The 25,015-nt window shown below is 68.6% G+C and carries 25 protein-coding genes; 12 read left to right on the top strand and 13 right to left on the bottom strand.

Translation table 11 applies throughout. The features are described from left to right. Positions 1 to 205: 205 nt before the first annotated feature. Complete coding sequence (locus Amac_RS36380) at positions 206 to 1,483, top strand: MFS transporter (protein ID WP_155358959.1); 1,278 nt, start codon at positions 206 to 208, stop codon at positions 1,481 to 1,483. Positions 1,484 to 1,874: 391 nt separating this feature from the next. On the opposite strand, the gene Amac_RS36375 is transcribed toward Amac_RS36380, so the two are convergent. Both Amac_RS36375 and Amac_RS36370 read right to left on the bottom strand, forming a co-directional pair. Then, the gene (locus Amac_RS36375) at positions 1,875 to 2,078 is read right to left on the bottom strand and encodes a hypothetical protein (RefSeq protein ID WP_155358958.1); all 204 of its coding nucleotides are present in this window, start codon (positions 2,076 to 2,078) and stop codon (positions 1,875 to 1,877) included. Positions 2,079 to 2,497: 419 nt separating this feature from the next. Continuing rightward, a complete protein-coding gene (locus tag Amac_RS36370; RefSeq protein WP_155358957.1) occupies positions 2,498 to 3,184 on the bottom strand; it encodes a hypothetical protein in 687 nt (228 codons plus the stop codon). 30 nt (positions 3,185 to 3,214) lie between these two features. On the opposite strand from Amac_RS36370, the gene Amac_RS36365 reads away from it, so the two are divergent. Continuing rightward, complete coding sequence (locus Amac_RS36365) at positions 3,215 to 4,861, top strand: HNH endonuclease signature motif containing protein (RefSeq protein ID WP_155358956.1); 1,647 nt, start codon at positions 3,215 to 3,217, stop codon at positions 4,859 to 4,861. A gap of 376 nt (positions 4,862 to 5,237) precedes the next feature. Here the strand turns inward: Amac_RS36365 and Amac_RS36360 are convergent, their stop codons facing one another. Continuing rightward, positions 5,238 to 5,948 carry a response regulator transcription factor gene (locus Amac_RS36360; RefSeq protein WP_155358955.1) on the bottom strand — a complete coding sequence of 237 codons (711 nt, stop codon included), beginning with the start codon at positions 5,946 to 5,948 and terminating at the stop codon, positions 5,238 to 5,240. Positions 5,949 to 6,013: 65 nt separating this feature from the next. Beyond that, the gene (lhgD, locus tag Amac_RS36355; protein WP_155358954.1) at positions 6,014 to 7,174 is read right to left on the bottom strand and encodes an L-2-hydroxyglutarate dehydrogenase; all 1,161 of its coding nucleotides are present in this window, start codon (positions 7,172 to 7,174) and stop codon (positions 6,014 to 6,016) included. A 232-nt stretch (positions 7,175 to 7,406) separates the two neighbouring features. On the opposite strand from lhgD, the gene Amac_RS36350 reads away from it, so the two are divergent. Continuing rightward, positions 7,407 to 7,787, top strand: coding sequence for a hypothetical protein (locus tag Amac_RS36350; RefSeq protein ID WP_155358953.1), 381 nt, complete (start codon positions 7,407 to 7,409; stop codon positions 7,785 to 7,787). On the opposite strand, the gene Amac_RS36345 is transcribed toward Amac_RS36350, so the two are convergent. The 3 genes from Amac_RS36345 to Amac_RS36335 form a co-directional block, all read right to left on the bottom strand. Further along, positions 7,771 to 10,275, bottom strand: a complete 2,505-nt coding sequence (locus Amac_RS36345; RefSeq protein WP_155358952.1) for a zinc ribbon domain-containing protein — start codon at positions 10,273 to 10,275, stop codon at positions 7,771 to 7,773. The two genes, Amac_RS36350 and Amac_RS36345, sit on opposite strands and share 17 nt — an antisense overlap. Before the next feature lie 113 nt (positions 10,276 to 10,388). Next, positions 10,389 to 10,679, bottom strand: a complete 291-nt coding sequence (locus Amac_RS36340) for a Fe-S cluster assembly protein HesB (RefSeq protein WP_155349860.1) — start codon at positions 10,677 to 10,679, stop codon at positions 10,389 to 10,391. A 69-nt stretch (positions 10,680 to 10,748) separates the two neighbouring features. After that, positions 10,749 to 11,720, bottom strand: coding sequence for a hypothetical protein (locus tag Amac_RS36335; RefSeq protein WP_246268948.1), 972 nt, complete (start codon positions 11,718 to 11,720; stop codon positions 10,749 to 10,751). 86 nt (positions 11,721 to 11,806) lie between these two features. Here Amac_RS36335 and Amac_RS36330 point away from each other — a divergent pair, with 86 nt between their 5' ends. Beyond that, the gene (locus Amac_RS36330; protein WP_155358951.1) at positions 11,807 to 12,778 is read left to right on the top strand and encodes an aldo/keto reductase; all 972 of its coding nucleotides are present in this window, start codon (positions 11,807 to 11,809) and stop codon (positions 12,776 to 12,778) included. Positions 12,779 to 12,796: 18 nt separating this feature from the next. Here the strand turns inward: Amac_RS36330 and Amac_RS57500 are convergent, their stop codons facing one another. The 6 genes from Amac_RS57500 to Amac_RS36305 all read right to left on the bottom strand — a co-directional run bounded on the left by Amac_RS57500 (position 12,797) and on the right by Amac_RS36305 (position 18,070). Further along, complete coding sequence (locus tag Amac_RS57500) at positions 12,797 to 12,922, bottom strand: hypothetical protein (protein ID WP_281356384.1); 126 nt, start codon at positions 12,920 to 12,922, stop codon at positions 12,797 to 12,799. Beyond that, positions 12,891 to 13,439, bottom strand: a complete 549-nt coding sequence (thpR, locus tag Amac_RS36325) for an RNA 2',3'-cyclic phosphodiesterase (protein WP_246268947.1) — start codon at positions 13,437 to 13,439, stop codon at positions 12,891 to 12,893. Before thpR ends, Amac_RS57500 begins: the two co-directional genes overlap by 32 nt. 141 nt (positions 13,440 to 13,580) lie before the next feature. After that, positions 13,581 to 14,615 (bottom strand): sensor histidine kinase, encoded by a 1,035-nt coding sequence (locus Amac_RS36320; protein WP_155358949.1) that lies wholly within the window; start codon positions 14,613 to 14,615, stop codon positions 13,581 to 13,583. Further along, positions 14,608 to 16,080, bottom strand: coding sequence for a circadian clock protein KaiC (gene kaiC, locus Amac_RS36315; protein WP_218041503.1), 1,473 nt, complete (start codon positions 16,078 to 16,080; stop codon positions 14,608 to 14,610). Before kaiC ends, Amac_RS36320 begins: the two co-directional genes overlap by 8 nt. Positions 16,081 to 16,103: 23 nt before the next feature. Beyond that, positions 16,104 to 16,421, bottom strand: a complete 318-nt coding sequence (locus Amac_RS36310; protein ID WP_218041502.1) for a circadian clock KaiB family protein — start codon at positions 16,419 to 16,421, stop codon at positions 16,104 to 16,106. A 161-nt stretch (positions 16,422 to 16,582) separates the two neighbouring features. Beyond that, on the bottom strand, positions 16,583 to 18,070 hold the full coding sequence (locus tag Amac_RS36305; RefSeq protein WP_170322835.1) for an HlyD family efflux transporter periplasmic adaptor subunit: 1,488 nt from the start codon (positions 18,068 to 18,070) through the stop codon (positions 16,583 to 16,585). Positions 18,071 to 18,187: 117 nt separating this feature from the next. On the opposite strand from Amac_RS36305, the gene Amac_RS36300 reads away from it, so the two are divergent. From Amac_RS36300 to Amac_RS57495, 8 genes are all read left to right on the top strand, one after another. Then, entirely contained in the window at positions 18,188 to 19,321 is a 1,134-nt protein-coding gene (locus tag Amac_RS36300; protein ID WP_246268946.1) for an efflux RND transporter periplasmic adaptor subunit, read from the top strand. Between the two features lie 67 nt (positions 19,322 to 19,388). After that, positions 19,389 to 20,123: an ABC transporter ATP-binding protein gene (locus Amac_RS36295; RefSeq protein ID WP_155358946.1), complete on the top strand. Its 735-nt coding sequence runs from the start codon at positions 19,389 to 19,391 to the stop codon at positions 20,121 to 20,123. Next, the gene (locus Amac_RS36290; protein ID WP_155358945.1) at positions 20,120 to 21,397 is read left to right on the top strand and encodes an ABC transporter permease; all 1,278 of its coding nucleotides are present in this window, start codon (positions 20,120 to 20,122) and stop codon (positions 21,395 to 21,397) included. Before Amac_RS36295 ends, Amac_RS36290 begins: the two co-directional genes overlap by 4 nt. Before the next feature lie 31 nt (positions 21,398 to 21,428). Further along, the gene (locus Amac_RS36285; protein WP_155358944.1) at positions 21,429 to 21,968 is read left to right on the top strand and encodes a hypothetical protein; all 540 of its coding nucleotides are present in this window, start codon (positions 21,429 to 21,431) and stop codon (positions 21,966 to 21,968) included. Continuing rightward, on the top strand, positions 21,968 to 22,657 hold the full coding sequence (locus Amac_RS36280; RefSeq protein ID WP_155358943.1) for a response regulator transcription factor: 690 nt from the start codon (positions 21,968 to 21,970) through the stop codon (positions 22,655 to 22,657). Before Amac_RS36285 ends, Amac_RS36280 begins: the two co-directional genes overlap by 1 nt. Positions 22,658 to 22,754: 97 nt before the next feature. Next, the gene (locus tag Amac_RS36275) at positions 22,755 to 24,224 is read left to right on the top strand and encodes a sensor histidine kinase (RefSeq protein ID WP_155358942.1); all 1,470 of its coding nucleotides are present in this window, start codon (positions 22,755 to 22,757) and stop codon (positions 24,222 to 24,224) included. Positions 24,225 to 24,607: 383 nt separating this feature from the next. Next, positions 24,608 to 24,853, top strand: a complete 246-nt coding sequence (locus Amac_RS36270) for a hypothetical protein (RefSeq protein WP_155358941.1) — start codon at positions 24,608 to 24,610, stop codon at positions 24,851 to 24,853. Continuing rightward, the gene (locus Amac_RS57495; RefSeq protein WP_281356383.1) at positions 24,850 to 24,981 is read left to right on the top strand and encodes a hypothetical protein; all 132 of its coding nucleotides are present in this window, start codon (positions 24,850 to 24,852) and stop codon (positions 24,979 to 24,981) included. The genes Amac_RS36270 and Amac_RS57495 overlap by 4 nt, the downstream gene beginning before the upstream one ends. The last annotated feature ends 34 nt before the right edge of the window (positions 24,982 to 25,015 follow it).

The raw sequence follows: 25,015 nt of genomic DNA, 5'->3' as shown, positions 1-25,015 counted from the left end.
AGCCGCTACGTCGTCAGATCGTCCACGGCCAGCGCGTGCAGACCCTGATCCGGATGCCGAAGAAACGGCGTCCGAGCCCAAGGCCGACGTCACTGAAGTGGCTTTTCAGCCCATCAGCCCGCTGGCAGACTCGCCCGCGACTCCCGATTCCGTTGCCGACGAAGTGGCGTCCGTACCAGTTGAGAAGGCGGTGGTTCGCGGGGGAATGTTCAGGTCGCTGCGGAACTACAACTACCGGCTTTTCGCGGCCGGTGGTGTCGTGTCCAATGTAGGGACCTGGATGCAGCGGACCGCTCAGGACTGGCTGGTCCTGAGTTTGACCGGGGGTAGCGGGACGGCGCTTGGGATCACCGTGGCGCTTCAGTTCCTGCCGATGATGTTGTTCGGATTGTGGGGCGGCGTGCTGGCCGACCGTTATCCGAAGCGCCGGTTGCTGGTGGTGGCGGACTCGCTTATGGGGTTGCTGGCGCTGGCGATGGGTGTGCTCATCGTGAGCGGTGCCGTACAGGTGTGGCATGTGTTCGTGATGGCGTTCCTGCTGGGTTCGTTGGCCTGTGTGGAGGTGCCGACCAGGCAGGCGTTCGTGGTGGAGATGGTCGGCCGCGACGATCTGCCGAACGCGATCGCGCTGAACAGTTCCACTTTCAACCTGGCCAGGGTCGTGGGACCCGCGCTGGCGGGTGTGCTGATCGCCGTGCTGAGCACCGGGCCGATCTTCATGCTGAACGCACTGACGTTCGGGGCGGTGATCGCCGGGCTGCTGCTCATGCGGAAGAGCGAGCTCCGCACACCTGAGCGGGTACCCCGGGCGAAGGGACAGCTTCGGGAAGGGCTGCGGTATGTCGGCAGACGGCCTGAACTGCTACTGCCGATCCTGATCGTGGCGTTCGTGGCGGTCTTCGCGCAGAGCTTCTCGACGGCCATCGCGTTGATGGCGACCAACGTCTACAACGCGGGTTCGTCCGCGTTCGGGATCGCGTCGAGCGCGCTCGCCATCGGAGCGCTGAGCGGCGCGTTGCTGGCAGCGCGGCAAATCAAGCCGAGGCGCCGATACCTGCTTCTGGGCGCGGCCTTCTTCGGGATATTTCAGATGATGGCGGCATTTGCCCCCGGCTACCTCACATTCCTGCTCCTGCTGGTTCCCGCGGGCATGGCCATGATCACCGTGAACACGACCGCCAACGCCACCGTGCAGATGGGCGCCTCCCACGCCATGCGCGGCCGAGTCATGGGAATCTACATCCTGGTCTTCACCGGCGGCGCCCCCATCGGCGCCCCCCTGGTCGGCTGGCTATCCGAACTGGCCGGACCCCGAATCGCCGTCCTCGCGACCGGCACACTCAGCCTCCTCGGCGTAGGCCTGGCCCTCCTGGTCACCCGTCTGGTCGCCAAACGACAGGGCTTGACCGAACGCATCCTTCCCACCCGCGCGACCAAGCGCGTTTTCCGCCGAACGATCACCCCCGACGCCGCTGGCCGCTGACCGTCACCGAAAGCCCGACAGCCCAAGGGGTGCCGAGAGCGTCGATGTCGCCCGGTGTCAGGAAGCCACGGATGGCGAGGTCAGGCGGAGCCGGAGGGCGATCCACCGTGCCAGGGCTGTCGCTCCGAGGCCACAACGGTACTGGCGGGCTCGGGCGGAGCCAGAGGGGAATCAAGAGGGCTGGGTGGGTTGGGAGAACCGCGAACATGGCGACGGCGGGGGCGGGCGGAGCCCGAGGGAAACAAACGGGCTGGATGGGTGAGGAACCCCCGCGCCATGGCTTTCGTGCGGGTGCCACGGCGTTGGCAGCGGGCGGGGCCCGAGGAGAAACAGAGGACTCCCGCGATGGGCGCCCTTCGCCGAGCGTGCGAACGCGCAGCTCACGATGGGTTCACTGGTATCCGGCCTTCCGGCGGGCCACTGGCCGTCGCCTGGAGTTGGGCACGAGTCCTGCGGCAGTGGGCACGTGACCGGCCAGCGTGCTCAACAGGCCGGTGACGGTGCTCGCGAGACAGATCACCGATGGGTCGGAGGTGTTGCGGAACATCAGCGAATGTCCATGGAAGATCGGTGACATCATCGCTGCCGCGCTCATGCCCTCCCATCGCGACAATTCGCACATAAGTGACTACATAGAGTTGCTAATCGAACGCGTGAGCGATATCCTGGCGGTGGGTCGGCCGGTCGGTCCACGAGGGGAGGTGATCCGGGATGATGACCTCGGGTGCGGTGCTGCTGACCGACCACCGTGCCCGCTCATCCCCGCCTCTGGGCTCCTGCGCTCCAGCCGACCGTGACGGTCACGACCCCGCGCACGACCCCGCCGTCGGAGGTTCCCTCAATGCCGGCCCCGGCGGTGCGCCGGTCCTGCGCGCGCGAACACCTGCACCCCGGCGATATGTCGGGGCACATGAAACCGGCCGTATCCCTGGCGATTCCCGTGGCGCGGTCCTGCTGTTGGATCCCTCCCGAGCTCGAGGCATCACAGCCGACCCCGGCAGCGACTCCGGCACCTCACGTTCTGGCACGGCACACCCCGCAATGGCACACCTCGCAACGGTGCGTCCCAGTACCGCCCGGGCCACCGCTGAACCCGCCAACACCCGGTTCGGATCCGCCCAGTTCAGCCCGGCCGAGTTTGGCCCTGCCCAGCAGCCCGGTGTCCGGCCCTCTGGTATCCGGCCCTCCGGCGGCCCCCGGCCTTTGCCCGGTTCCGGGCAGGAGTCCTGCGGCTGCGGGCACGTGAGCGGTCAGTGTGTTCCACGGGCCGGTGCTGGTGTCCGGGAGACAGGTCAGGGTGCCCGGGAAACCGGTCAGCGTGCCGAACTGGCCGGTGACGATGCCCGGCAGGTTGGTCACGCTGTCCGGGAGGCCGGTTGGGATGTGGGGGAGGCCGGTCACGCTACCTGGGGGGCTGATCATGCTTCTTGGGCGGCTGGTTGGGATGCCCGGGCAGCTGATCACGCTGCCGGGGAGGCCGGCCGGGATGCCGGGGAGGCCGGTCACGCTGCCCAGAAGGCTGATTGGGGTGCCTGGGGGGCGGATCGGGGTGCCGGTCGTGGGCGGGGGACCGATCAGGGTGCTGGTGGTGATGCGGGATTTGGGGATCATCCTGACCATCCCGATCATCCCGATCGCTCTGGCCGCTCCGATCGCTCTGGCCGCTCCGATCGCTCTGGCCGCTCCGATCGTTCTGATCATCCTGGCCGTTCTGATCACCCTGATCCGGGTTTGGCCGGGGCGGCGATTCGGGAGTGGCTGCACCAGGCCGGGGTGATCGCCGCCGACGGGTCGCGAGTGCCGTCTGATGTGGAGGCGGCGATGGCCGAGATCGTGGCCCTGTCGCAGGCGATCGATCGGGCCGAGGCGGCGATCGCGGTCCGGCTAGCCGTGGCCGATGCCGGGAAAGGTCAGCAGTTGTTCGGGCGGCGTTCGCTCGGGGCGTGGCTGGCCGCGGCCACCGGCTCAAGGGCCGCCCGGGCGGGGGAACGGGTCACCCTGGCCCAGCAACTATCCCGGCTGCCCGACCTGGCTGCGCAACTGGCCGAGGGGACTCTGCCGTTCGGGGCTGCAGCCGCGGTCGCCTCGGCAGTCCGGCATCTGGATGACACCGACACCCGGCTGGCCGAGCCGATCCTGCTCACCCTGGCCGCCGATCCGGCCGCCACCGTCGAAGACGTCACCCAGGCTGGTCGGGCGATCCTGGAGACCGTCGACCCGGGCGGGCGGCTGGCCCGCTCCGCCGCGTTGACCGAGCGCCAGCATTTGAGCATCGCCGCCACCCTGAACGGGATGGGCCGCGTCACCGGCCTGCTCGACCCCGAACTGACCCTGCAGTTCAAAACGTGGCTGGAACCGCTGGCGGTCAAGAACGGCACCGAGGACGCCCGCAACCACGGGAAGCGGATGGCCGACGCCCTGGCCGTGCGCCTGTCTGAGGGCGGGCGTCGGACGGTGATGCATGTGGCGGTCACCGAGCAGACCCTCACCGGCGAATGCGAGGATCCCGCTCATCTGCAGGACGGGACCGCGATCCCGGCCGCCGACGCCCGCCGCATGGCCTACACCGCCGACCTACGCCGCGTCCTGCGCGACGCCGACGGCGCCCTCCTAGACCTGGGCCGCACCCGCCGCCTGGCCTCCACCGACCAGCGCGAAGCCATCCTCGCCCAATACACCACCTGCGCCCGCGAAGGATGCGACGTCCCCGCCTACCTGGCCGAGATCGACCACATCCAACCCTGGCACCCGGCCGGCCGCACCGACCTGGCCAACCTCGCCCCCCTGTGCACCCCCGACAACAAATGGAAATCCCGCCACCCCGACCGCGTCGAGATCATCGATCAGGGCAACGGCACCGTGGTGATGCGCTTCCACCGCCACCCCAAACTCCACCCCCGAAACCCCCGCCAACAGCCCTGGCAGCCCCGACAATCCCAGCAACCTGGGCGACCCGGGCAACGAACACTCACAAACCCCACCTCAACCCCGGCCTCGCCCGGGGTGCCGCACCCAACCCCGCTCCCCACCCAGGGGGTCGCACCCGACTCCGGCATGGCCGCCACCAGCACCGTACCCAACCCCGCCCCCGCCCAGGGCGTCACATCCCACCCTGGGATGACCCCCACAGCGTCGTATCCGACCCCGGCCCCGCCCGGGGTGCCGCACTCAACCCCGGGCCCGCCCAAGGCTCCGGCCTCGCCCGGGGGTGCCGCACCCGACGCCGGTATCGCCCGGGGCGTCGCATCCGGCTTCGGCCGCGCACCCTACTCCACACCCGGCCCCGCCCCGGACGGACGAGGCACACCTGTAGCAGCCGCCGGGCAACCGCACCCCACGAGCGCGGTCAGACCATCACCATGGGCGCGGAGGCAGTGACCCACAGAAGATCATCGAGACTCGCACAAGGTCACGAGCGATCGCCATGGATCGGCGCGAGCTCGAGCAGGTTGTGAGCACGGCTGTGAGCGCGGCATCCTCGGTCCTGTGGCCGCGTTCGCCGCGCAGGGGTGGTCACTCTCGCCGACACCGGATATGAGGACGCTCCCAGGGCGGGGGGAGAGCACCTGTGTCATGGCCTTCGTGCGGGTGCCACGGCGTTGGCGGGGGTGGGCGGAGCTCGAGGAGAAGCAGAGGGATGAATGGGTGGGAGAGCCATCCGTGGCCGTTATTTTGTCCGGCAATCACGGTGGTGGCGGGGCCGGGCGGAGCCCGAGGATAAACAGAGGGTTGGGTGGGTGGGGAAACCGCGGTTTCAGGTAGAGCGCATGACGTAGCCGACGCCTCGGAGGGTGTGGATTAGGCGGGGGGAGGTTCGGTTGTCGATTTTGCGGCGGAGGACCGAGACGTAGGACTCGACGATTCCGGCGTCGCCGCGGAAGTCGTAGTCCCAGACGTGGTCGAGGATTTGGGCTTTCGAGAGGACGCGGCCGGTGTTGGACATGAAGTACCGGAGAAGTTTGAACTCCGTGGGGGAGAGGGAGACCGCCGTCCCGTCGCGCCAGACTTCGTGGGATTCCTCGTCCAGTTCGATGTCGGCGAAGGACAGGCGGGGCGGGGCGGCGAAGGGGTCGCCTGAGGTGCGGCGCAGCACGGCGCGGATGCGGGCGACGACCTCTTCGAGGCTGAAAGGCTTCGTGACGTAGTCGTCGCCGCCCAGCGTCAGGCCGCGGATCTTGTCTTCGGTGGCGTCGCGGGCGGTGAGAAAGACCACCGGGGTGTACGTGCCGCTGCCACGCAACCGCCGTACCACCTCGAAGCCATCCACATCCGGCAACATCACATCGAGCACGATCAGGTCGGGGCGATGGCGGCGGGCGGCGGTGACGGCCGCGCCGCCGCTGGACGCGGAATGCACCTCGAAACCCGCGAACCTGAGGCTGGCGCCCAAGAGTTCCAGGATGTTCGGCTCATCCTCGACGACCAACAGCCGGGCTTCAGCGGAAGAAGGGGATTCAGACACCATGGCAGCTTCTTGAGGCGACATGTACGGATGCTCGGAACCTTACGAAGTTTGCCTTAAAGCCGCTGTCAAAAGATCGCATCCACGATGTGGCGGGCGATGGCGAGGCTGGATGTCGCGGCGGGGGAAGGCGCGTTGCGGACGAGCACGATCGGGCCGTGGGTGTCGATGGCGAAGTCGTCCAGGAGCGAACCGTCCCTGGCCACGGCCTGGGCCCGGACACCGCCCTCGGTTCTGGCCAGATCCTCCTTGGTCAAGGACGGCACGTAGCGCCGCGCCGCCTTGAGGAAGGTGCGCTTGGCCAGCGAGCCATACACCTCCCGGAGCCCGGTTCGCCAGTGTTGTACGGCCATGCGCCGCGTCCCAGGCCAAGCCGCGATGCCCCGCAGATCCTTGAGCGACACCTTCGACCAGGAATATCCCTCCAGCGCGAGCGCCATCACCGCATTCGGCCCCACCAGCACCTCACCGTCGATCCGCTTGGTCAGATGGACGCCAAGGAACGGATACCGCGGATCAGGAACCGGATAAATCAGCCCTCTGACCAGCCCTTTCGCCGCACCCGTCAAACGCAGATACTCCCCACGGAACGGAATGATCCGTACGTCCCCCGGCTGCCCGGCCATCGCGGCCAACCGATCCGTACCAAGCCCAGCACAGGAGACGAGCCGGTCGAAAGCGAACCGCGTCCGCCCGGCCAGCACCTCCACCCCGGACGCCGTCTCCCTGATCGCCCGGACCGGCAGCCCGAGCCGTACATCCAGGGAAGCGGCCAGGCTGCGCGCGATGGCGGGGAAGTCGGCGATCGCGGTGTGCGGGGAGTACACCGCGCCGACGCCGACCGCGTGCGGCTCGATCTCGCGCAGGCCGAGCGCGTCGAGGACGGCGATGCCGGGCACACGATTCTCACCGGCCCGGGCGGCGATTCGCTGCATTCCAGCGAGTTCGCTCCGGTTCGAGGCGATGACGAGCTTCCCGACCTCCTCGTACGGAAGCTTGTGTTCCGCGCAGTATTCCCGCAGTAAGGCGACCCCGTCCCGGCAGAGACGCGCCTTCAGCGAGCCCGGCTGGTAGTAGATGCCCGCGTGCACGACTCCGCTGTTATGCCCGGTCTGGTGCGCGCCGACCTGATCCTCCTTATCGAGCACGGTGACCTCGGCCCCCCTGGCGGTCAGTTCGCGGGCCACCGCCAGCCCCAGGATGCCCGCCCCGACAACCCCGATCCTCATGTCAGCCGCCCACCTTCGCCGCGTCGATGTGCCCCTCATCGCGAAGCCGGCGCAGCGCGTCCGCGATCGTCTCGTGCCCAGGGCGGAGCCGAATCCCCGCCCTTCAAGGGTAGAACCGCACCATTGTGACGCGGGATCCCATGAAACCGGTCATCACCCCGAAAGTTAGCGCGGACATACCCATAGCAATAGGTCCACTGAGCATCGAACTTGTGTTCGGTATGATGGTGGCATGTACGTGCCTCCGGAATGGCCGTCCGAGGTGCGCCCGCCCGGCAGCCCGGACTGGGAGAGCTCCGCCGTCACCTGGCTGCTGGACGCCGTGCCGCCCGACTACCGCGCCTATGGGGTGCTTCGCCGGCATCCGCTCGCGCTGGCCCGGATGGCGCATCACCACGTCCGGGCCGAGATCGAGGCGGCCCGCGCCGGATACCGCGGCGCCGCCGTCGACCTCAAGGACCACCTGCCGCCCCACGTCGTGGAGGCCGTGCTGGAGGTCTACCGCCAGGAAGGCCCCCGATTGGTCTCCCTCGCGGAGTCGATCGCCGTGGTGGAACGTGCCCTGCGCGGCGAACGTTTCGTGGAGCGGATGCGCCCTAGCGCAGGCCCTTGATCAGCGAGCCGATCCGCCGGACGTCCCGCATTCGCGCCTCGTACGTCGCGCCCACCAGGACCAGCAGCAGCCCGCCGACCGCCACCGGCACCCAGCGCGGCACGCTCAGCACCAGGTCGGACACCCACGGCGCCAGCTCGTGCACGGCCACCATGGCCAGCGTGAGCCCCCCGAGCAGCGCGGGCGCCTGCAGCCGCCACCGCGCCCCGGCCAGCAGCACGAGCAGTGAGGCCACGCCCAGCGCGAGTGCTCTGATCCAATTGTTCGGCTCGGCGTAGAGGTCCCAGAGGCTCGGGAGCAGCACGAACGTGAGGCCGCTGCCATAGGCGATCCAGGACGATGCCGTTCGGGCGCGCCACCAGCCGAAGGCGAGCAGGACCACCGCGACAGGCACGGTGTACGCCTCGACGACCTCCACGTTCTCGGCGTAGAGGCGGGTCCAGGAGGCGAGCAGCAGGAGCACTGTGCCGACATAACCAGGGTTGTGCCGGTCGGGGCGCAGGGCCGTACCGACCGCGATGACGCCCGCCAGGGCCAGCGCGACGCTGAGCATGCGCGGGTCCACGACGTAGCCGAACGCGATCAAGGTGAGCGCGTATCCGGCGATCTCCACCCCGATGTCCCGCAGCCGCCAGGCGGCGACGGCGGCCAGCGCCGCGACCGCGATCAGAACGAACGTCACATACCGCGCACTCTGCCCGGCCGCCAGCCACACCGCGACGGCCTCGCCCCCGGCCAGCGCCGTCGCCACCCCGGCAGCCCCAGCCCGTACGGCAGGCAGGCTCGCCCGCCACGCCACCCCAGCGGCGACGACGGCCAGGACAGCCGCCGCGACCAGGGTCGCCGTCTTGGAGACCAGCGCCCACGCCGCGACCTCGGCGACCATGCCAACCGCGAGCACGGCGAAAGCCGGCTCCCGTGACCGCCCCCCGAACGCCACCCCGGCCCCGAGCACGGCCGTGATCAGCAGCTGTACGGCGACCAGAACCCCGAACGGCAGATTGAACGCGACCGGCAGCACGACCAGCATGACGGCGGTCACCGCGACCGCGGACATGATCGCCGCGTTCTTCCGGCGGACCACCAGCGCGCACACCGCCAGGGCGATCGCCACGGTGGCCAGCACGACCACGGCGGGAACGGTGAGCGTGATCTGATTCAGCCCGAGTTCGTCGCGTGCGCCCAGCGTGCGAGGTCCATCCCAGGGCGTACGTGGTTCCCAGTTGTCTGGCGAGAAGGGCCCGATCAGCGCGACCGTGACCGGAACCAGCACCGGCGAAGCGACCAGCAGACCGAAGCCACCGGCGGCGACCGCGGCGATTCTGCCGATCTCGCGCCCGATCGTGGGCCGGACAAGCAGGGCGATCCCGGCGACGGCGAACGCGGCGACAGGGGTCGGCACAGGCCACCAGTTCGCGTCGACGGACAGCCGGATCGGATACACCAGCGCCGCCGCCAGCGTGATGGCGGCCCCACCCGCGAGCGGGATCGTCCATCGGCCGCGCGAGGCCTGGAACAGCGCGATGGCGGCAGCCGCGACCAGCACGCCGGAGAGGGCGAACCCGCCCTGGAGGTCGACTTCCCGGATGGTCAGCAGCACGCCCACCGCTGAGCCGATCGTCCAGGTGATCCAGAAGCAGACGATGGCGGTGCCGCGCTTGAGCCGATGCCAGAGCAACAGGTCGATCCCGGCAGTGGACACCAGCGCGGTGGTGATCCAGAGGGCGTCCCGGTCGATGCTGAGGACCGGCAGGGCCAGCTGCCCGAACCCGATCGCCACCGGGACGGCCAGGTTGAGCGTGTGGATCCGCTCGCCGACGACCACGTGGACGAGCAGGCCGTACAGGGCGAAGAGCGCACACATGACGGCGATCAAGACGCCGGTGTACGTCAGCGGCTCGATGCGATCAAGTCCGGCCAATCCGACCTGCCAGGCGGCGTAGCCGTCAAGCAACATCAGGGCGAACCCGAGCAGCGCCATGGTCTCGGCGGTCGCGCTCAGCCCCCGGCGCAGCAGGAACAGCGGCGTCGCCAGCGTCAGCGCCGTGAACCCCAGCAGAACCGCCGCCCGCCCGCCGATCCCGAGATACCCCCAGCTCACGACGGTGAACACGACCGCCGCCACAACCAGCAGCAACCCACCCAAACCCAGCAGCAGATTTTGTACGGCCTTGCCGGACATATCCGTCGGACGCTGCGGCGGAACGGGCGGAGGCCCCCACGCGGTCGCGGCTTGGTTGGGACCCCCGCTTGCTCCCGCCATGGCCGGAACTTTGTCGCGAATGGCGCGCAGCGTCGTAAGCAACACCTCGCGCCGGGCCAGGAGGTGACCCTCCCGGGCCCGCAGATCGGCCAGCGCCAGATCGAGCTGCCACAGCTCGGTCGCCGCCGGCCCGACGAGGGGCAGCCCGCAGGCCGGACAGGCGGTGTTAGACCCGGTCAGCTGCTGACCGCAGTCCGGGCACGGAAGGGGACCACCGGAGTTCATGCACGAAACAATGCCGCCCCGCCCGCGCGAGCACATGCGTATATGTACTCAGTTACTGATAAGTAGCCATGGATCCCGGCCCGCATGAGAAGCCGGGATCCATGGCTTCTGCGTCAGAGGTAGCTCTGCCGCTCGATCCTGAAGGAGACCCCGCCCTGCTCGTCGATGGCGGCGTCCAGGGATTTGTCGTCCAGGACATCGGCGGCCTCGGCGTCCAGGAAGACCCGGGCGCCCTCGACGTCGATCACCTGGTCGGTGACCGCCGGAGCGTCCGCCACCGAGAGCAGCAGGGCTCCCGGCTCGTCGGGCTGGCCAGCGATGCGAATGCCCGTGTCCGCCGAATCCGTCGACTGCGCGGTGAGATCACGGATCACCTGTACGGCGTTGTCCGTCAGTGTGAGCACGATGACTCCTCGTTCTGGTCGGGTGTTTCGTCCCACCTTGCCCCCGACTAGCGAGTTCACACATCCGGCTCAGCGAACCGCCCAGCGGGCGATGATTCCGATAATCGCCATCGCGCCGAGGGCGACGCCGACCCACAACGCCACCATGGAGATGGGCACACCGCCGGACTCGGCGGCCGCGGCGGGCTTCGCCACGGCAGGCTGGGCCGGGGATGGCGACGCGGCGACCTTGGCCGGGAGCGGGACCTCGTAGACCGGGCTGCCGACTCCTTCCGAGCCGGTGAGCAGGGCCGATCCGTCCCGCGTGTACGTCACCGACTCCGACTGCGCGAGGGCGGGCATGGAAACTTTGGACACCAGTTTGTCCGGAGCTTTGTAGATAGATGCGGAAAAATAGGTACGAATAACGAAGGTCGCGCCGTCAGGGGCGTACGCGGCATCGGTGGCCATGATCGGCGCCTCACCGACGCGGCGCAGCACGTTGGTCCGGTCGGTACGGAGAATCTTCGGAGCTTGGTAGATCGACCCCACGAACTCCTTGGTGACCACGTAAAGGCGCCCCGTCTTGGGATGCACCATGAGCCCTTCGGCGTTCCGGCCCCCATCCGCGTACCGAAACCGGTACCGCACGGCCTGCAACGTGGCATCCCTCATCCGCTGAGGCTCGATCACCTTATAAACGGAAATATCCGGCCATGCGCCTTCCAAATTGTCGCCGATGTCGGCGAACCACAGCACCCCACGGCCAGTCTCCGGGTCCTTCGACGCGGCCATCGCCTCCCAGTCCCGAGCCTCCGCCCCGGCCAGCGTGAACGTCGCCCGGGTCCGCCCGTCCATGCCCACAGCGAAAAACTGCGGCCCCGCGTCGCTGTCGTTATGGGTGTAGATGATGTCCGGATGCGTCGGCGAGAGCGCGAGCCCGCTCGACTCGGTGATCCTCTTGTCGCGAAACTTGAACAGGACCCGCTCGGTATCGTCCGCCCAGGCAGGCGTCGCCGTCACGACCCCAACCACCAGCATCACCAGCCCGATGACTTTCACCCTCGCTCCCCCCATGCGGCAATCATTGCTGATAGTCCCCACGAGCGCTCGCCTGGAGTCCACTCCAGGTTCATAAGCTGAGGTCCATGGAGTATGGACAACTAGGTCGCACTGGACTCAAGGTCAGCAAGCTCTGTCTGGGCACGATGAATTTCGGCCCGCACACCACCGAGGAGGACTCGTTCGCGATCATGGATCGCGCGCACGAGCTGGGGATCAACTTCTTCGACACCGCCAACGTCTACGGCTGGAAAATGGGCGAGGGTGTCACCGAGCAGATCGTCGGGCGCTGGTTCGCCCAGGGCGGCGGTCGCCGGGAGAAGACCGTCATCGCCACCAAGCTGTACGGCTCCATGGGCGAATGGCCGAACGACAACCTCCTGTCCGCGCTCAACATCCGCCGCGCCTGCGACGCCTCGCTCAAGCGCATGCAGACGGACTACATCGACATCTACCAGGCCCACCACATCGACCGGAACACCCCGTTCGAGGAGTTCTGGGAGGCCATGGAGGTCCTGCGGACCCAGGGCAAGATCCTGTACGTCGGTTCGTCCAACTTCGCCGGCTGGCACATCGCCAAGGCCCAGGAGGCGGCCCGCCGCCGCAACTTCCTCGGCCTGGTCAGCGAGCAGTCCAAGTATCACCTGCTGCAGCGCTCGGTCGAGCTGGAAGTCCTGCCGGCCTGCGAGGACTACGGGCTCGGGGTGATCCCGTGGAGCCCCCTCGCCGGAGGTCTCCTCGGGGGCGTCCTCCGGAAGATCGAAAAGGGCCGTACGGCCACCCCGGACCAGCAGGCCGAGATCGAGCGGCTCCGTCCGCAACTGGAGCAGTACGAGGCGTTCTGCGATGAGCTGGGGGAGGACCCGGCGAATGTCGGCCTGGCCTGGCTGCTGCACCAGCGCGCGGTGACCGCTCCCATCATCGGCCCGCGCACGGCCGAACAACTGGACGGAATCACCCGGGCACTGGAGATCAAGCTCGACGAGAAGGCACTGGCCCGTCTCGACGAGATCTTCCCCGGCCCCGGGGGAACCGCGCCGGAGGCGTACGCCTGGTGAATGAGCTGGGTGCGCTGGTCAGCTGACCAGCGCACCCAGCACCACGATGAGCACGAGCAGGCCCAGCACGGCCGGCACCAGCCAGCGTCGAGGACGATCCACGCCGACGAGCCTAACCGCGCCTACCGAGTGGGTAGTCCTCAATGGGTTCATACCGTAGGGGCGGCCCTTGGTGACTCTCGAACAATTGCGCACTCGTCGCCTGCCAGAACGTCCCTTCGAACTCGCTCAACGCCTCGACAAGTGGGGAAATTTCAGCCGATTTCCGCGACCTGGCCAGGGTGAAATGGGCCCGGTAGGGCCGTTCGTCGATGTGCCCCGCACCCGCTCGCCTGGCCCCGGCCGCCAGCGACCCCGCCAGCCTGGCCAACCTCGCCGGAGCCCGCAAACTCAGCCACAAGGTGACCGCCCGCCCAGGCTTGGCAAACGCCCCCGACCGTCCCAACGCCAGCGTCACCGGTTCATGATGCCCAGCGGCCCGCGCCAACCTGACCCCAAGCTCCGCCCGCGCCTTATCCGGAACCTCCCCCAGAAAAGCCAACGTGATATGCCAGTTGACCGGCTCAACCCAGGTCAACTCCGGCCATTCCCGCCGCAACGGCTCAACGGCCTCCTCAACTTCGGCGAGTACGTCCGGCGGAGGCACCAACGCCACGAACATCCTGCTCACCTTGAGGATTCTCGCAGCCGTCGGGTTTCCGGCGTCTCGGCTTGAGGCGGTCCACCGTGGTGTCACCGACAAAAGTGCTCCTTGGTCTTCCCGGTGATCTTCTGTCGCTTGCGCGGGGGCGTCGGCGTGCCGTCACCTGCGCGGTGCCTGAGGGAGGCGGAGGCAGAAGCAGGCGCCCGTTTCACCCGGTTCAAAGTACGCGTCGCCGCCGTTGGCTCTGGCCAGGTGCCGGACGATCCACAGCCCGAGTCCCGAGCCCTCCGTCCCCCGGCGGGCGCGCGCACCACGGGTGAAGCGGTCGAACAGGCTGGCCTCGAACTCTGCGGGCACGCCGGGCCCGTTGTCGCACACCCGGATCTCCACCCCGCCGGGCTGTTCGGCGACGTCGATCTGAAAGGGCGGGGCTCCGTAGGCGAAGGCGTTCTCCAGGTAGTTGACCAGCATCTCCGACAGCTCGCCGCGATCGGCCAGCGCCCGGACCCCGGGGTCGCACGACACGTTCACGTTCCGGGGGCGGTCGGCGAACTCGGCCAACCGTTCCAGGATCACCTCCAGCACCGGCACCGGCACCGTGGTGGTGTGCGAGACCTCCGCGTCGATCTTCGCCACAGTGAGAAGTTTCTTGACCAGGGACTGGATATGGGCGGTGCGATCGGCGATGCGGCCGAGGACGTCGGCTCGTTCCTCGTCGGTGAAACTCTCCCGGGGGTCGCGCAGCATGTCCACCAGCTGGCCGATCCCCGTGAGCGGGTTGCGGACCTCATGGGCCGCCACCGCGATCACCGAGCCCCGCCGTTCGAGTTCCGCTTCGAGCTCCTGCTCGGCCTGCCGCCGGAGGGTGACATCACGCAGCGCGGCGACATGCAGGAGCTGTCCGGCGACCGTGGTGGTGGTGGCGCGCATCTCGACCACCCGCGTCTGGCCGCCGGGCAGCATCAGGTCGATCTCGGTTGATTCGCCGGCGACGACCGGATAGCCAAACAGGGTGCCGATGAGTTCACCCGTGGGCCGGCCGACGAGTTCCTCGGCGGCGGGGTTGCAGATTCGGATCACGCCGCTGTCGTCGACCGCGACGATTCCGTCGGCCAACGCCGACATGACGATCCGCCGGGCGTCGTGTCCGAGATTCGCGGGCCGCGCCGGTTCGGCGTCGTGCGGCTCACCCATCAGGACCCAGCCCGGTTGTTCCGCGGTGGGGATGGGCAGGCATCGTGGCGGTTTCGGGGAGGATGCGGAAGACCCCGGGATAGGGGTCACCGATGTGCATACCGGCGCTGTCGATGCTGACCTGGCGGATGGCGTGGTCGTGCCCTGAGCCCCGCGTCTGCAGGACGGCGATGGCACGTTGCACGGCTGCCGTGCCGTCCACGTACTGGAGCAGGATCGTCACGTCGGTGAGGTTGGCGATCTCCGTGATCGGCGACGTTCCCACCCCGGCCGGCGCGGCGGTGAACAGGGTGGTGATCTCGTCCTGCCGGACGATCCCGCCCAGCGCGATCACGAAGTCGAGCAGGGTGCGGGGCGATGATCTCCGCTCCAGAGCGGAGAGGCTGTCGATGACGAGCCGGGCGGGCGCGAAGTCCCTGATCTCTCTCCTGATCTGGAGGAAACGATCCTCCACCGAGGCCACCTCCGGATAGGCGGCGGTGACCCGGAGCAGTCCCGACGCCTCCATGGCGTCCAGGTCGAGACCCCAACCGGCGGCACTGCGGCTGAGCTGGTCGCGGGTCTCGTCGAAGGCGTGGAACAGGCAGCGTTCCCCCGCCCGGAACGCGGCATCCGCGAACTGCAGGGCCGACAGCGTCTTTCCGGCTCCGAGCGGCCCTGTGAGCAAGATGACCGCGTCCCGGAAGACGCCGCCGTCCAGCATGGCGTCCAGCTGGGAGTTGCCGGTGCAGACCCGCTCCTGCGACGCTCGCTCGCGCGGGGCGAGGAGCGCGAGCGGGATGATGACCATCCCGTCCGTCTGGTCGATGGTGAACAGCCACTCCCCGGTCCGGTGCGTGCCGCCGCGGAACTTGACCACCTCGATCGTCCGGCGCCGTCTCTCGTTCAGCAGGATGTTCCGGACGATCACCACATTGTCGAGGACGAACTCCTCGACGCCATGCCGGGAGACATTGCCGTACTCCTCGTCGCGTTCGGTGGTGAGGACCGAGGTGACGTCGAGCGACCCCAGGACGTGGATGAGCCGGAGCAGTTCGTGACGGATGAGTTCGCGGTCGCGGAAGCGGACGAATACCGCGCCGAGTGAGTCCAGGCAGAGGCGTCTGGCACCGATCTGGCGGACGGCGCGATCGATGCGGGCCATCAGCGCGCCGAGGTCGAAGGTCCCGACCGTGAGCGATTCCTCACTGATGTCCGCCGCGGCGTCGACGAACATCCACTTACCGTCGGCCTCCCAGCGGGCGATGTCGAAGCCCAGGAACGCGGCGTTGCGGCGGATGTCATCGGGCGTCTCGTCGAAGGCGACGAATACCCCGGGTTCGTCATAGCGCATCACGCCGCGGGCGAGGAATTCGACGGCGAACAGGGTTTTCCCGCTGCCGGTTGTGCCTGATACGAGGGTGGACCGGCCGACGGGCAGCCCGCCGACGGCGACGTCGTCGAAGCCGCTGATCCCGGTGGGCATTCGCTGGATCGCGGCGCCGCCTGTCATCGTTCCGGCCCGTCCGGGGACGCGGCGTTCACGCCGGGGAGGCCGAGGAACCGGGCGACCCTGCCTTGGTCGGACAGATCACCGATGACCCGGAACTTGGGGAGCGGGGCGACCCTGATCACTGTGGGGGTGGCCAGGATCCTTTCCTCCTCCGCGAGGTCCGGCCGGGTGGCGGCGTCGATGACCTCGATCTCGTGGCAGCCGGGAAGATAGGTGTCACACAGGCCCCGGAGATTCGACGCCGCGCTCGCCGACCGCGGTGTCTGCCCGACCACGTACAACCTGAACGAGTAGGTCGTCATCGGCGTCGACACCCACAATCCCTCCCGGCGGCCTCTTTGCGCCGACATACCCCCTCTTACCAGCTGCGTAACCATTCCGTAATCATCGGCCGTGGTCACCCGCCTTCCGGCCAGACACGACGGTCTCCAGCAGGTACGCCCGCTGCTTTCTGGTGAGATCGCCGATCGCGCTGTCAGCCTGGGAAGGTGCTGTCGGGGAAGTCGTTGGTGGTTGTGGTGGTGGGGAGGGTGATTTTGTCGCCTTCGGTGAGGCCTTCGGTGATTTCGATGTAGAGGTCGCTGCGGATGCCGGTCTGGACTGGTTTTTTCTGGCCGGTTTGGGTGGTGATGGTGGCTGTTCCGTCTTGGGTGGTTTGTACGGCTCTCGCGGGGACGTAGAGGGTGTTCTCGGATTCGGCGGTGGTGACCAGGACGGTGGCGGATTGGCCTAGGAGTAGGCCTTCGGGGTGTTCGTCGAAGGTGATGGTGACGCCGTACTGGACGAGTTGGCCGGTGGTGGTGGCGGTGGCGTCGATGTGGCTGACTTTGCCGAGGTGCGTGGTGGTTTGGTCGGTGGTGAGGGTTATTTCGGCGGGTTGGCCTACCTTGAGGTGGCCGATGTCGGATTGGGTGAACATGGCTTGGAGTTGGAGGTTGTCCAGGTCGCCGAGGGTGATGAAGGTGCCGGAGGTGTAGTCGGTGTCCAGGGTTCCGGCGATGGAGAGGACGGTTCCGGCGGCGGGGGCCTTGATGGTGACTCCGGCCAGGGCTTCCTTGGCTTCGGCCAGGTCGGTGGTGGCTTGGCTGACGTTCGCTTCTAGTTCTGCTTCGGTGAGGGCTCTGCCCTGAGAGCCGCCGCCGCTTGGAGCGCTGCCTCCTGAACCGCCGGTCTGTCGGGTTTGCGTGTCCTGGGTTCCTTGGCTGGGTTGGGTCGCGGCGCAGGTGGGGGTCGCGCGGGGTGCTGCGGTGGGGGATGGGCTCGGGCTTGGCGCGGGGGGGTCGGTCTGGATGGTGAGCTCGCCGACTCGGGATGCGGGCTTGCCGCTGGGGCTGGCGCTGGGGGACTCGGGCGGGGTTCCGGCAAGGGCGGGTTCCACCGCTATGCCGGAGGAAGGCGAGGGCTGGGGCGCGGAGCTCGGGCTGGCGGAAGGTTTGGCGGTCGGGTTCCCGCTGGGGTTCGCGCTTGGCTTGGGCGTACTCGACGGAGGGCAGGACGACCCAGAACCGCCGCCGGCTCCAGAACCGCTACCACCCGCGGCACCGCTGGTGCCGGTACTGCCACTCGCGGAGCCACCACTACCGCTGCTGGAGGTCGGGTTGTCGAGGTCGTATTCGGCCGAGGCGAGGGCCGCCTTGGCGGCGGTGTAGTTCTCCTTGGCGACCGTGTTGTCGATGCGGGCGAGGATTTCGCCCTTTTTGACCTTATCGCCGATGGAGACGTAGATCTTCTGGACCTTGCCCTGCGAGGTGAAAGAGAGGTCGCGCATGCCGTTGTCGACCGTGGTCGCGGCGGCGGAGACCGAGGAGACGACGGTGCCCCGGGAGGCGGAGGCGTACTCCAGGCGGGGGGCCGCGGCGGAGTCGTCGCCGGTCATATAGATCACGCCGGTGCTCACCAGGACGATCGCCGCCAGGGCGAGCCCTCCCTTGCGCAGGAGGGAGGACGGGCTGCTCGACATCATGGCGGCCATCCTGGCGAGCGCGCGTCATGCCCCGCTTAACCCTGCCTGAGAGTTGGCTGTGCGTGTTGGCAGCAAACCTTCAGGGACAGCGGAGCTGGACTCAAGCGGGGACCGGCAGTGTCTAGCCTCGTGAAGCTGTCGACGAAGCGCAGAGCGCTGATCGTGAACCTCTTGCTCGGGGGGCTGCTGCTCGGCGGCGTGGCGGCCGCGTACGCCTCGCTGGGCAGCGGCTCCCCGGCGGGAGCCGCGCCGCTGACCACGCCGGTCACCCGGGGCAGCGTGGTCGCCTCGGTGTCGGCCTCCGGAGCCGTGGAGAGCGCGCGGACCAGGTCGCTCACCTTCGGGACCAACGGAACGGTCGAGTCGATCAGGGTCGAACCGGGAGACAAGGTCAAGAAGGGCGCGGTCCTGGCCCGGCTGGACGACACGGCCGCGCGCGAGTCCCTGGAGGCCACCAAGGCGAGCCTGGACGCAGCCGAGGACGCCGACACCTCGACCGCCTCCGGCTACTCCCAGTACATCAACGCCCGCAACTCCTACCGCGCCGCAAAGCGCGCATTGAACGCGACAGTGATCAAAGCGCCATACGCGGGCACGGTGACCGCCGTGAACGGAACCGTGGGCGGCTCCTCCGGCGGTTCTTCGGGTGGTACGGCGGGCGCGGGCGCCCAGAGCGACACCAGCACCGGCTTCATCGAGCTCGCCGACACCACCGCGTTGCGCATCGTCGGGCAGTTCACCGAAGCCGACGTGACCAGGCTCAAGGTGGGTCAGACCGCAACGGTCACGTTCGACGCGCTCACCGGGGTCTCCGCGAGCGGCAAGGTCACCGTGATCGACCCGCAGCCGCAGACGAACAACAACGTCGTGCAGTACGCCGCGACGGTCAGCCTCTCCGAGGTCCCGTCGACCGTGCGCCTCGGGCAGACGGCCAGCGTGCAGGTCATCATCGAGACCGTCGACGACGTGCTGACCCTGCCGAGCGCGCTGATCACCACGGCCGGCGGGCAGAGCTCGGTGACCCTGCTGAACAACGGGCAGCAGGTCAGAACTCGGGTGGAGGTCGGCGTGAAGGGCGACGCCGCGACCGAGATCGTCTCCGGGCTGAAGGAGGGCGACCAGGTCGTCCGTCCCACGACCACCACGACCACCGGCGGGGGCCTCCAGCTCCCGGGTGGCCTCGGCGGCGGTGGCCTCGGTGGCGGTGGCCTCGTCCGTGGCGGTGGCGGTCAGGGTGGAGGTAGCCGATGAGAGCGTTCCCTGTCCTCGATGTCCGGCGTGGCCGGAAGCCGATAATCGATCGCCAAGGTGGAAGCCGATGAGCGCGCCCCTCGTGCTCGATGTTCAGGATGTACGCAAGGTCTACGGCCAAGGGGAGACCGCCGTGCACGCGTTGCGCGGGATCACCCTTGCCGTCGAGCCCGGCGACTATGTGGCGATCATGGGTGCGTCCGGTTCCGGCAAGTCCACGCTGATGAACATCATCGGGTGTCTGGATGTGCCGTCGTCAGGGGCGTACCGGCTGGATGGCACGGATGTGGGCGTGCTGGACGACGTGCGCCTGGCCATCGTCAGGAATCGCAAGATCGGGTTCGTGTTCCAGTCGTTCAACCTCATTCCCCGGATGAGCGCGCTCATGAACGTCGAGCTTCCCTTGGCGTACGGCGGGGTGAAGGCCGGAGAGCGCAGGAAGCGCGCGCTGGCCGCACTCGAGCGGGTGGGTCTGGCCGATCGGGTGCACCACCAGCCCAACGAGCTGTCCGGAGGGCAGCAGCAGCGGGTCGCGATCGCGAGATCGCTGGTCAACGCGCCGACGCTGCTCTTGGCCGACGAGCCCACGGGGGCGCTGGACAGTACGTCCACCCGTGACGTACTGGGCATTTTCGACCAGCTCAGCCTGGGCGGCCGGACCATCGTCGTGATCACCCACGAGTCGGACGTGGCCGCGCACGCCAAACGCGTCGTCCGGTTGATGGACGGGCAGATCATCGCGGACATCCGCCAGTCGCCGGTCTCGGGACCGCCGCCCCGGCTCGAAGAGGTGAGCTTGTGAACACGCTCGAAGTGTTGCGGTTCGCCGTGCGCGGCCTCATGGCCAACAAGATGCGCAGCACGCTGACCACGCTGGGCATCCTGATCGGCGTGGCCGCGGTGATCCTGCTGGTGGCGGTGGGGGAGGGCGCGTCCCAGCAGATCCAGGGGAACATCCAGCGCCTGGGCGCGAACTCGCTGACGGTCTCCTCGACCACATCGGGCGGTGGCGGCGGTGGTGGGGGCGGTGGCTTCGCCGGGCCGTTCGGTGGTGGTGGCGGGCAGCAGCAGAACTCGGGTCCGCGTACCCAGGCGAAGGATCTGACCGTGGACGACGCCCGCGCGCTGGCGGACCGGGCGAACGCGCCGTCGGTGAAGAGCGTGTCGCCGGTGGTGACCGCGCAGAACCAGACGGCCACCTACGAGGGCGCGAGCCATGCCGTGCAGCAGGTGGTCGGCACTTACCCGAGCTACTTCGAGGCGTCCAACAAGCCGGTCGCGCAGGGCACGTACTTCTTCAACGAGGACGTCCTGGCCGCCCGGAAGGTCATCGTGATCGGCCAGACCGTGGCGGAGAACCTGTTCGGCCAGGTGAACCCGGTCGGCAAGCAGATCAACGTCACCGGGGTGCCGTTCACCGTGGTCGGCGTGCTGAAAGAGTCGGGTTCGTCCGGCTTCCAGGATGGCGACGACCTGGCCATCGCGCCGCTGCCGGCCGTCCAGCAGAGCCTGACCGGGTTCGGGCCGCTCGGCCAGATCGTGGTGCAGGCCACCAGCGCCGACACGGTGGACGTCGCCCAGGACGAGATCACCCAGGTGCTCAACCAGCGGCACGGCATCACCGGTACGGCAGCCGCCGACTACCGCATCCTCAACCAGGCCACCCTGCAGGAGACGGTGGGCGCCGCCATCGGCACGTTCACCGTGCTGCTCGGCGCGGTGGCCGCGATCAGCCTGCTGGTCGGCGGCATCGGCATCACCAACATCATGCTGGTCACGGTCACCGAGCGGACCCGGGAGATCGGCATCCGCAAGGCGATCGGCGCGCCCAGGAGCGCGATTCTGGGCCAGTTTCTCGCCGAGGCGACCATGCTGAGCTTGTTCGGCGGCCTGCTCGGGGTGACGGTCGCGGTGATCGGCGCCCAGTTCACCATCGCGGGGATCACCCCCTCGGTGGTGCCGAGTTCGGTCGCCCTGGCGCTTGGCGTGTCGGTCGCGATCGGGTTGTTCTTCGGCAGTTATCCCGCCAACCGCGCCGCCAAGCTGCGGCCCATTGAAGCGTTGCGCTTCGAGTGATTTCGAGTGATTTCGGATGAGAGGAGCGAGCGTGAGCAGGCGTAGGCCGTCTTCGGGTGAACTGCTGGAGAAGTCGCCGTACGGCGAGGATCTCGACAGCGAGCTGATGGAGCGCCCGATCCGGGCGAAGGCGTCCAAACTGACCGTGACGCTGGCGGCGGGGGTGGTGCTGACGGCCGGAGTGCTGCTCGGCATCCAGGCGCAGAAGACCTGGGGATCGAGCAGCACCGGGGATCGCCAGGCGTTGATCGCCGGAGCGTTGGCCGGCCAGGGCGGCGGCCTGCGCCAGGGCACCGGCTCAGGTCAGGGCGGCGGTCAGGGCGGGTTCGGCAACGCGACATTCGGCACCGTCAAGCTCGTCGACGGCAACAAGATCTACGTCGAAGCCAACGGCGCCACCACGGTCGTCACCACGAACGGCGACACGAAGATCCAGCTCAGCAAGGAGGGCAAGGTCGGCGACATCAAGCCTGGCAGCACCGTGGTCGTCCAGGGCGAACGCGACGCCGACGGCAACGTCGCCGCGACAACGGTCAGCGAAGGGGGCTTCCCCGGAGTGGGCGGTCGGTGATGCAGGCTGAAGCGCGGCTGCTGGTCGTGGACGACGAGCTCAACATCCGGGAACTGCTCGCCGCCAGCCTGCGCTTCGCCGGTTTCGAGGTCGTCATCGCCGCCGACGGCAGGGAAGCCGTCCTGATGGCCGAACGGGTACGTCCTGACCTCATGGTTCTCGACGTTATGCTGCCCGATATGGATGGCTTCGCGGTCGCCACCCGGCTGCGTTCTGCCGGTCGGCGCATCCCGGTGCTGTTCCTCACCGCCAGGGACACCACCGACGACAAGCTGGCCGGCCTCGCGCTGGGCGACGACTACGTGACCAAGCCGTTCAGCCTGGAAGAGGTGCTGGCCAGAATCCGGGCCGTGCTCCGCCGCACCGGCGGCGACCCAGGCATCCCCGCCCGCCTCCAGGTCGCCGACCTGGAACTCGACGAGGACGCCCACCAGGTCTGGCGCCAAGGCCGCCCGGTACGCCTCTCGCCCACCGAATTCAAACTCCTGCACTATTTCATGGTCAACCAGGGCCGAGTCCTGTCGAAGGCCCAGATCCTCGACCATGTCTGGCACTACGACTTCGGCGGCGACCGCAACGTGGTCGAGTCCTACGTCTCCTACCTCCGCCGCAAGATCGACACCCAGGACCCCAAACTGATCCACACCCTGCGCGGAGTCGGCTACGTGCTCCGCGCTCCCCGCCGGTGACGTGCCCCATGAAGGCCGATCGAATGGTCGCGACCAAGCCGCGTGACGTGGCCGTGACGGCCGATGGAGTGGTCGCGACGAAGCCGGTGGCCTGGCCATGAAGAAAAGGCTTGCCCGTACCCCGCTCTGGCTCCGCCTGGTGGTCGGGACGCTTGCCCTGGTCACCCTGGCCATCACGCTGACCGGCGGCTTCGCCGTCCAGCTGCTGCGTGGCTACCTGACCGAGCAAGTGGACGAGCAACTGGCCGCCACCAGCCGCCCACTCCGCGACATGATCGATATCCCCGAGGCCGATCTGCGCCCCCGCGACTCCCCGCCCCGCCCGCAACGCTTCTTCGGCCTCTTCCACGTCAGCATCCTCGACGCCCAAGGCAACCAGCTCCGAACTGTGGCCGAATCCCCCATAGAGGAGAAACCCGCCCTCCCGAAACTCACCGCCGCCGAGGTACAGCAACGCGCCGGCAAGCCCTTCACCGTTACCTCCGTGGGCAACCTGGACCCTCCCTGGCGGGTGATCGCCGTCCCCGGCCGCGACGGTCAGAGCCGCGTGATCGCCATCAACATGGGCGACCTGGAACGAACGGTCTCCCGCCTGACCACGATCGTCACCGGCGCCGGCGGAGCCGTCCTGGTCGCCCTGGGTCTCGCCTGCTATTGGCTGGTACGGCGCAGCCTGCGCCCCCTCGGCGAGGTCGAGCGCACAGCCGCCGCCATTGCCAGGGGAGATCTGTCGCAACGGGTGCCGATGCGGCATCGCCGTACCGAGATGGGACGACTGGGGCGGGCGATCAACGGCATGCTCACCCAGATCGAAGCCGCCTTCCAGGACCGGGAGGCGTCGGAGGCGGCGGCCAACCGCTCGGCGTACGAGGCGAAACGCTCGGAAGAGCGCATGCGCCGCTTCGTCGCCGACGCCTCGCACGAGCTGCGCACCCCGCTCACCTCCATCCGCGGCTTCGCCGAGCTCTACCGGCAGGAACACGGCCGCAACCCCGACGACGACCTGGCCGGTCTCGTCCGCCGGATCGAGGACGAAGCCGCCCGGATGGGCCTGCTGGTCGACGATCTGCTCCTGCTCGCCCGCCTCGACCAGCAACGCCCCTTCGAACGGGAGCCCGTCGACGTCCTCAGCCTGGCGGCGGGCGCCGTCCTGGACGCCCAGCTCCTCGCCCCCGACCGGGAAATCGAACTCCTCCGGCTGGACGACTCCGACACCCCCGTCACCGTGGACGGCGACGAAACCCGCCTCCGCCAGGTCATCGGCAACCTGGTCGGCAACGCCCTCCGCCACACCCCCGCCGGCACCGCGTTCCACGTCGGCGTCGGCCTCCTCCCCGACGCCACCGCCATCATCGAAGTCGCCGACGAAGGCCCAGGCGTCCCCGACCCCGACCGCGTCTTCGAACGCTTCTACCGGGGCGACCCCTCCCGCACCCGCAACTCCGGCGGCACCGGCCTAGGCCTGTCCATCGCCGCCGCCCTGGTCCACGCCCACGGCGGCACGATCACCGCGGAGAACACCACCCCAGGCGCCCTCTTCCGCATCCAACTCCCCACCAGAACCTGACGGGCTGGTAACCGCTTCCACTGGGCCGGCGTGATCGCACGCACGGCGATCCGGTGCCGTGGGAATGCCGAGGTCCTCCAGCTTGGATCGGTCGCTCGAGCTCAACCCGCCCTTACAGCTCGAACCCGATCACGTTGACTCCTACGAAGACCAACTCGTGTCCGGATCTGCCGCCGACCGGGCGTCACGGCACGTTACGAGCGTCCCCTGCAGCGAACATCCGGCCATCAACGTCGAGGTCCGACCAGAGCGGCGAGCTCGGTGTCGACGACTTCGGCGGCGTAGGGGGCGGCGTCCGGGGTGATCGGGCGCAGCAGGCCGAACACCTCCATGGACACCAGTCGCTGCTGACCCCGCGGCTGTCGGTCTTGGCGCGGTCGTGGGTGACCGGATCGGTCCTGTCCGCCCTCGCGTACGGCGCCCTCAACATCACCGAGGCGTTCCTCGCGTGGGATTCGCCCGCGCAGGTCGCATTGTCCCTCGCATGGTTCATGCAGGTCGCGTTCTGGGGTCTTCTGAAGGCCGTCACGACGCTGCGGACCGGCAACGCTTGGCTGCACATCGCGACCACCCACACCATCCACCTCGCCGAGGCCCCGGCCGTCGCAATCACCTTCGACCTGCGATGACGGCGACCCTGCTGGCCCACGCCGGGCACGTCGCACCCCACGGCGGCACCGAGGGGTTCATCGGGGTCGCGCTGCTGCTCGTGGGCGCGGCGACGGCACTGTGGCGGGCCCGCCGACGAGACAGCTGAAGGAGCCCAGCCTGTCCTGAGGTTGGACGCGGCG

The organism is Acrocarpospora macrocephala (assembly GCF_009687865.1).
In the GTDB taxonomy this organism is placed as follows: domain Bacteria; phylum Actinomycetota; class Actinomycetes; order Streptosporangiales; family Streptosporangiaceae; genus Acrocarpospora; species Acrocarpospora macrocephala.
The sequence above is the reverse complement of the archived record's forward strand: the minus strand, read 5'-3'. Positions and strand labels throughout refer to the sequence as shown.

Coding starts and splice junctions, on each gene's coding strand:
- Amac_RS36275 (WP_155358942.1), top strand. CDS start 22,755: ATGAAGAAAAGGCTTGCCCGTACCCCGCTCTGGCTCCGCCTGGTGGTC.
- Amac_RS36345 (WP_155358952.1), bottom strand. CDS start 10,275: ATGAACTCCGGTGGTCCCCTTCCGTGCCCGGACTGCGGTCAGCAGCTG.
- Amac_RS36350 (WP_155358953.1), top strand. CDS start 7,407: ATGTACGTGCCTCCGGAATGGCCGTCCGAGGTGCGCCCGCCCGGCAGC.
- Amac_RS36280 (WP_155358943.1), top strand. CDS start 21,968: ATGCAGGCTGAAGCGCGGCTGCTGGTCGTGGACGACGAGCTCAACATC.
- Amac_RS57495 (WP_281356383.1), top strand. CDS start 24,850: ATGACGGCGACCCTGCTGGCCCACGCCGGGCACGTCGCACCCCACGGC.
- thpR (WP_246268947.1), bottom strand. CDS start 13,439: ATGTTCGTGGCGTTGGTGCCTCCGCCGGACGTACTCGCCGAAGTTGAG.
- Amac_RS36360 (WP_155358955.1), bottom strand. CDS start 5,948: ATGGTGTCTGAATCCCCTTCTTCCGCTGAAGCCCGGCTGTTGGTCGTC.
- Amac_RS36370 (WP_155358957.1), bottom strand. CDS start 3,184: ATGATCAGAACGATCGGAGCGGCCAGAGCGATCGGAGCGGCCAGAGCG.
- Amac_RS36305 (WP_170322835.1), bottom strand. CDS start 18,070: ATGATGTCGAGCAGCCCGTCCTCCCTCCTGCGCAAGGGAGGGCTCGCC.
- lhgD (WP_155358954.1), bottom strand. CDS start 7,174: ATGAGGATCGGGGTTGTCGGGGCGGGCATCCTGGGGCTGGCGGTGGCC.
- Amac_RS36330 (WP_155358951.1), top strand. CDS start 11,807: ATGGAGTATGGACAACTAGGTCGCACTGGACTCAAGGTCAGCAAGCTC.
- Amac_RS36320 (WP_155358949.1), bottom strand. CDS start 14,615: ATGGGTGAGCCGCACGACGCCGAACCGGCGCGGCCCGCGAATCTCGGA.
- Amac_RS36295 (WP_155358946.1), top strand. CDS start 19,389: ATGAGCGCGCCCCTCGTGCTCGATGTTCAGGATGTACGCAAGGTCTAC.
- Amac_RS36380 (WP_155358959.1), top strand. CDS start 206: ATGTTCAGGTCGCTGCGGAACTACAACTACCGGCTTTTCGCGGCCGGT.
- Amac_RS36375 (WP_155358958.1), bottom strand. CDS start 2,078: ATGAGCGCGGCAGCGATGATGTCACCGATCTTCCATGGACATTCGCTG.
- kaiC (WP_218041503.1), bottom strand. CDS start 16,080: ATGCCCACCGGGATCAGCGGCTTCGACGACGTCGCCGTCGGCGGGCTG.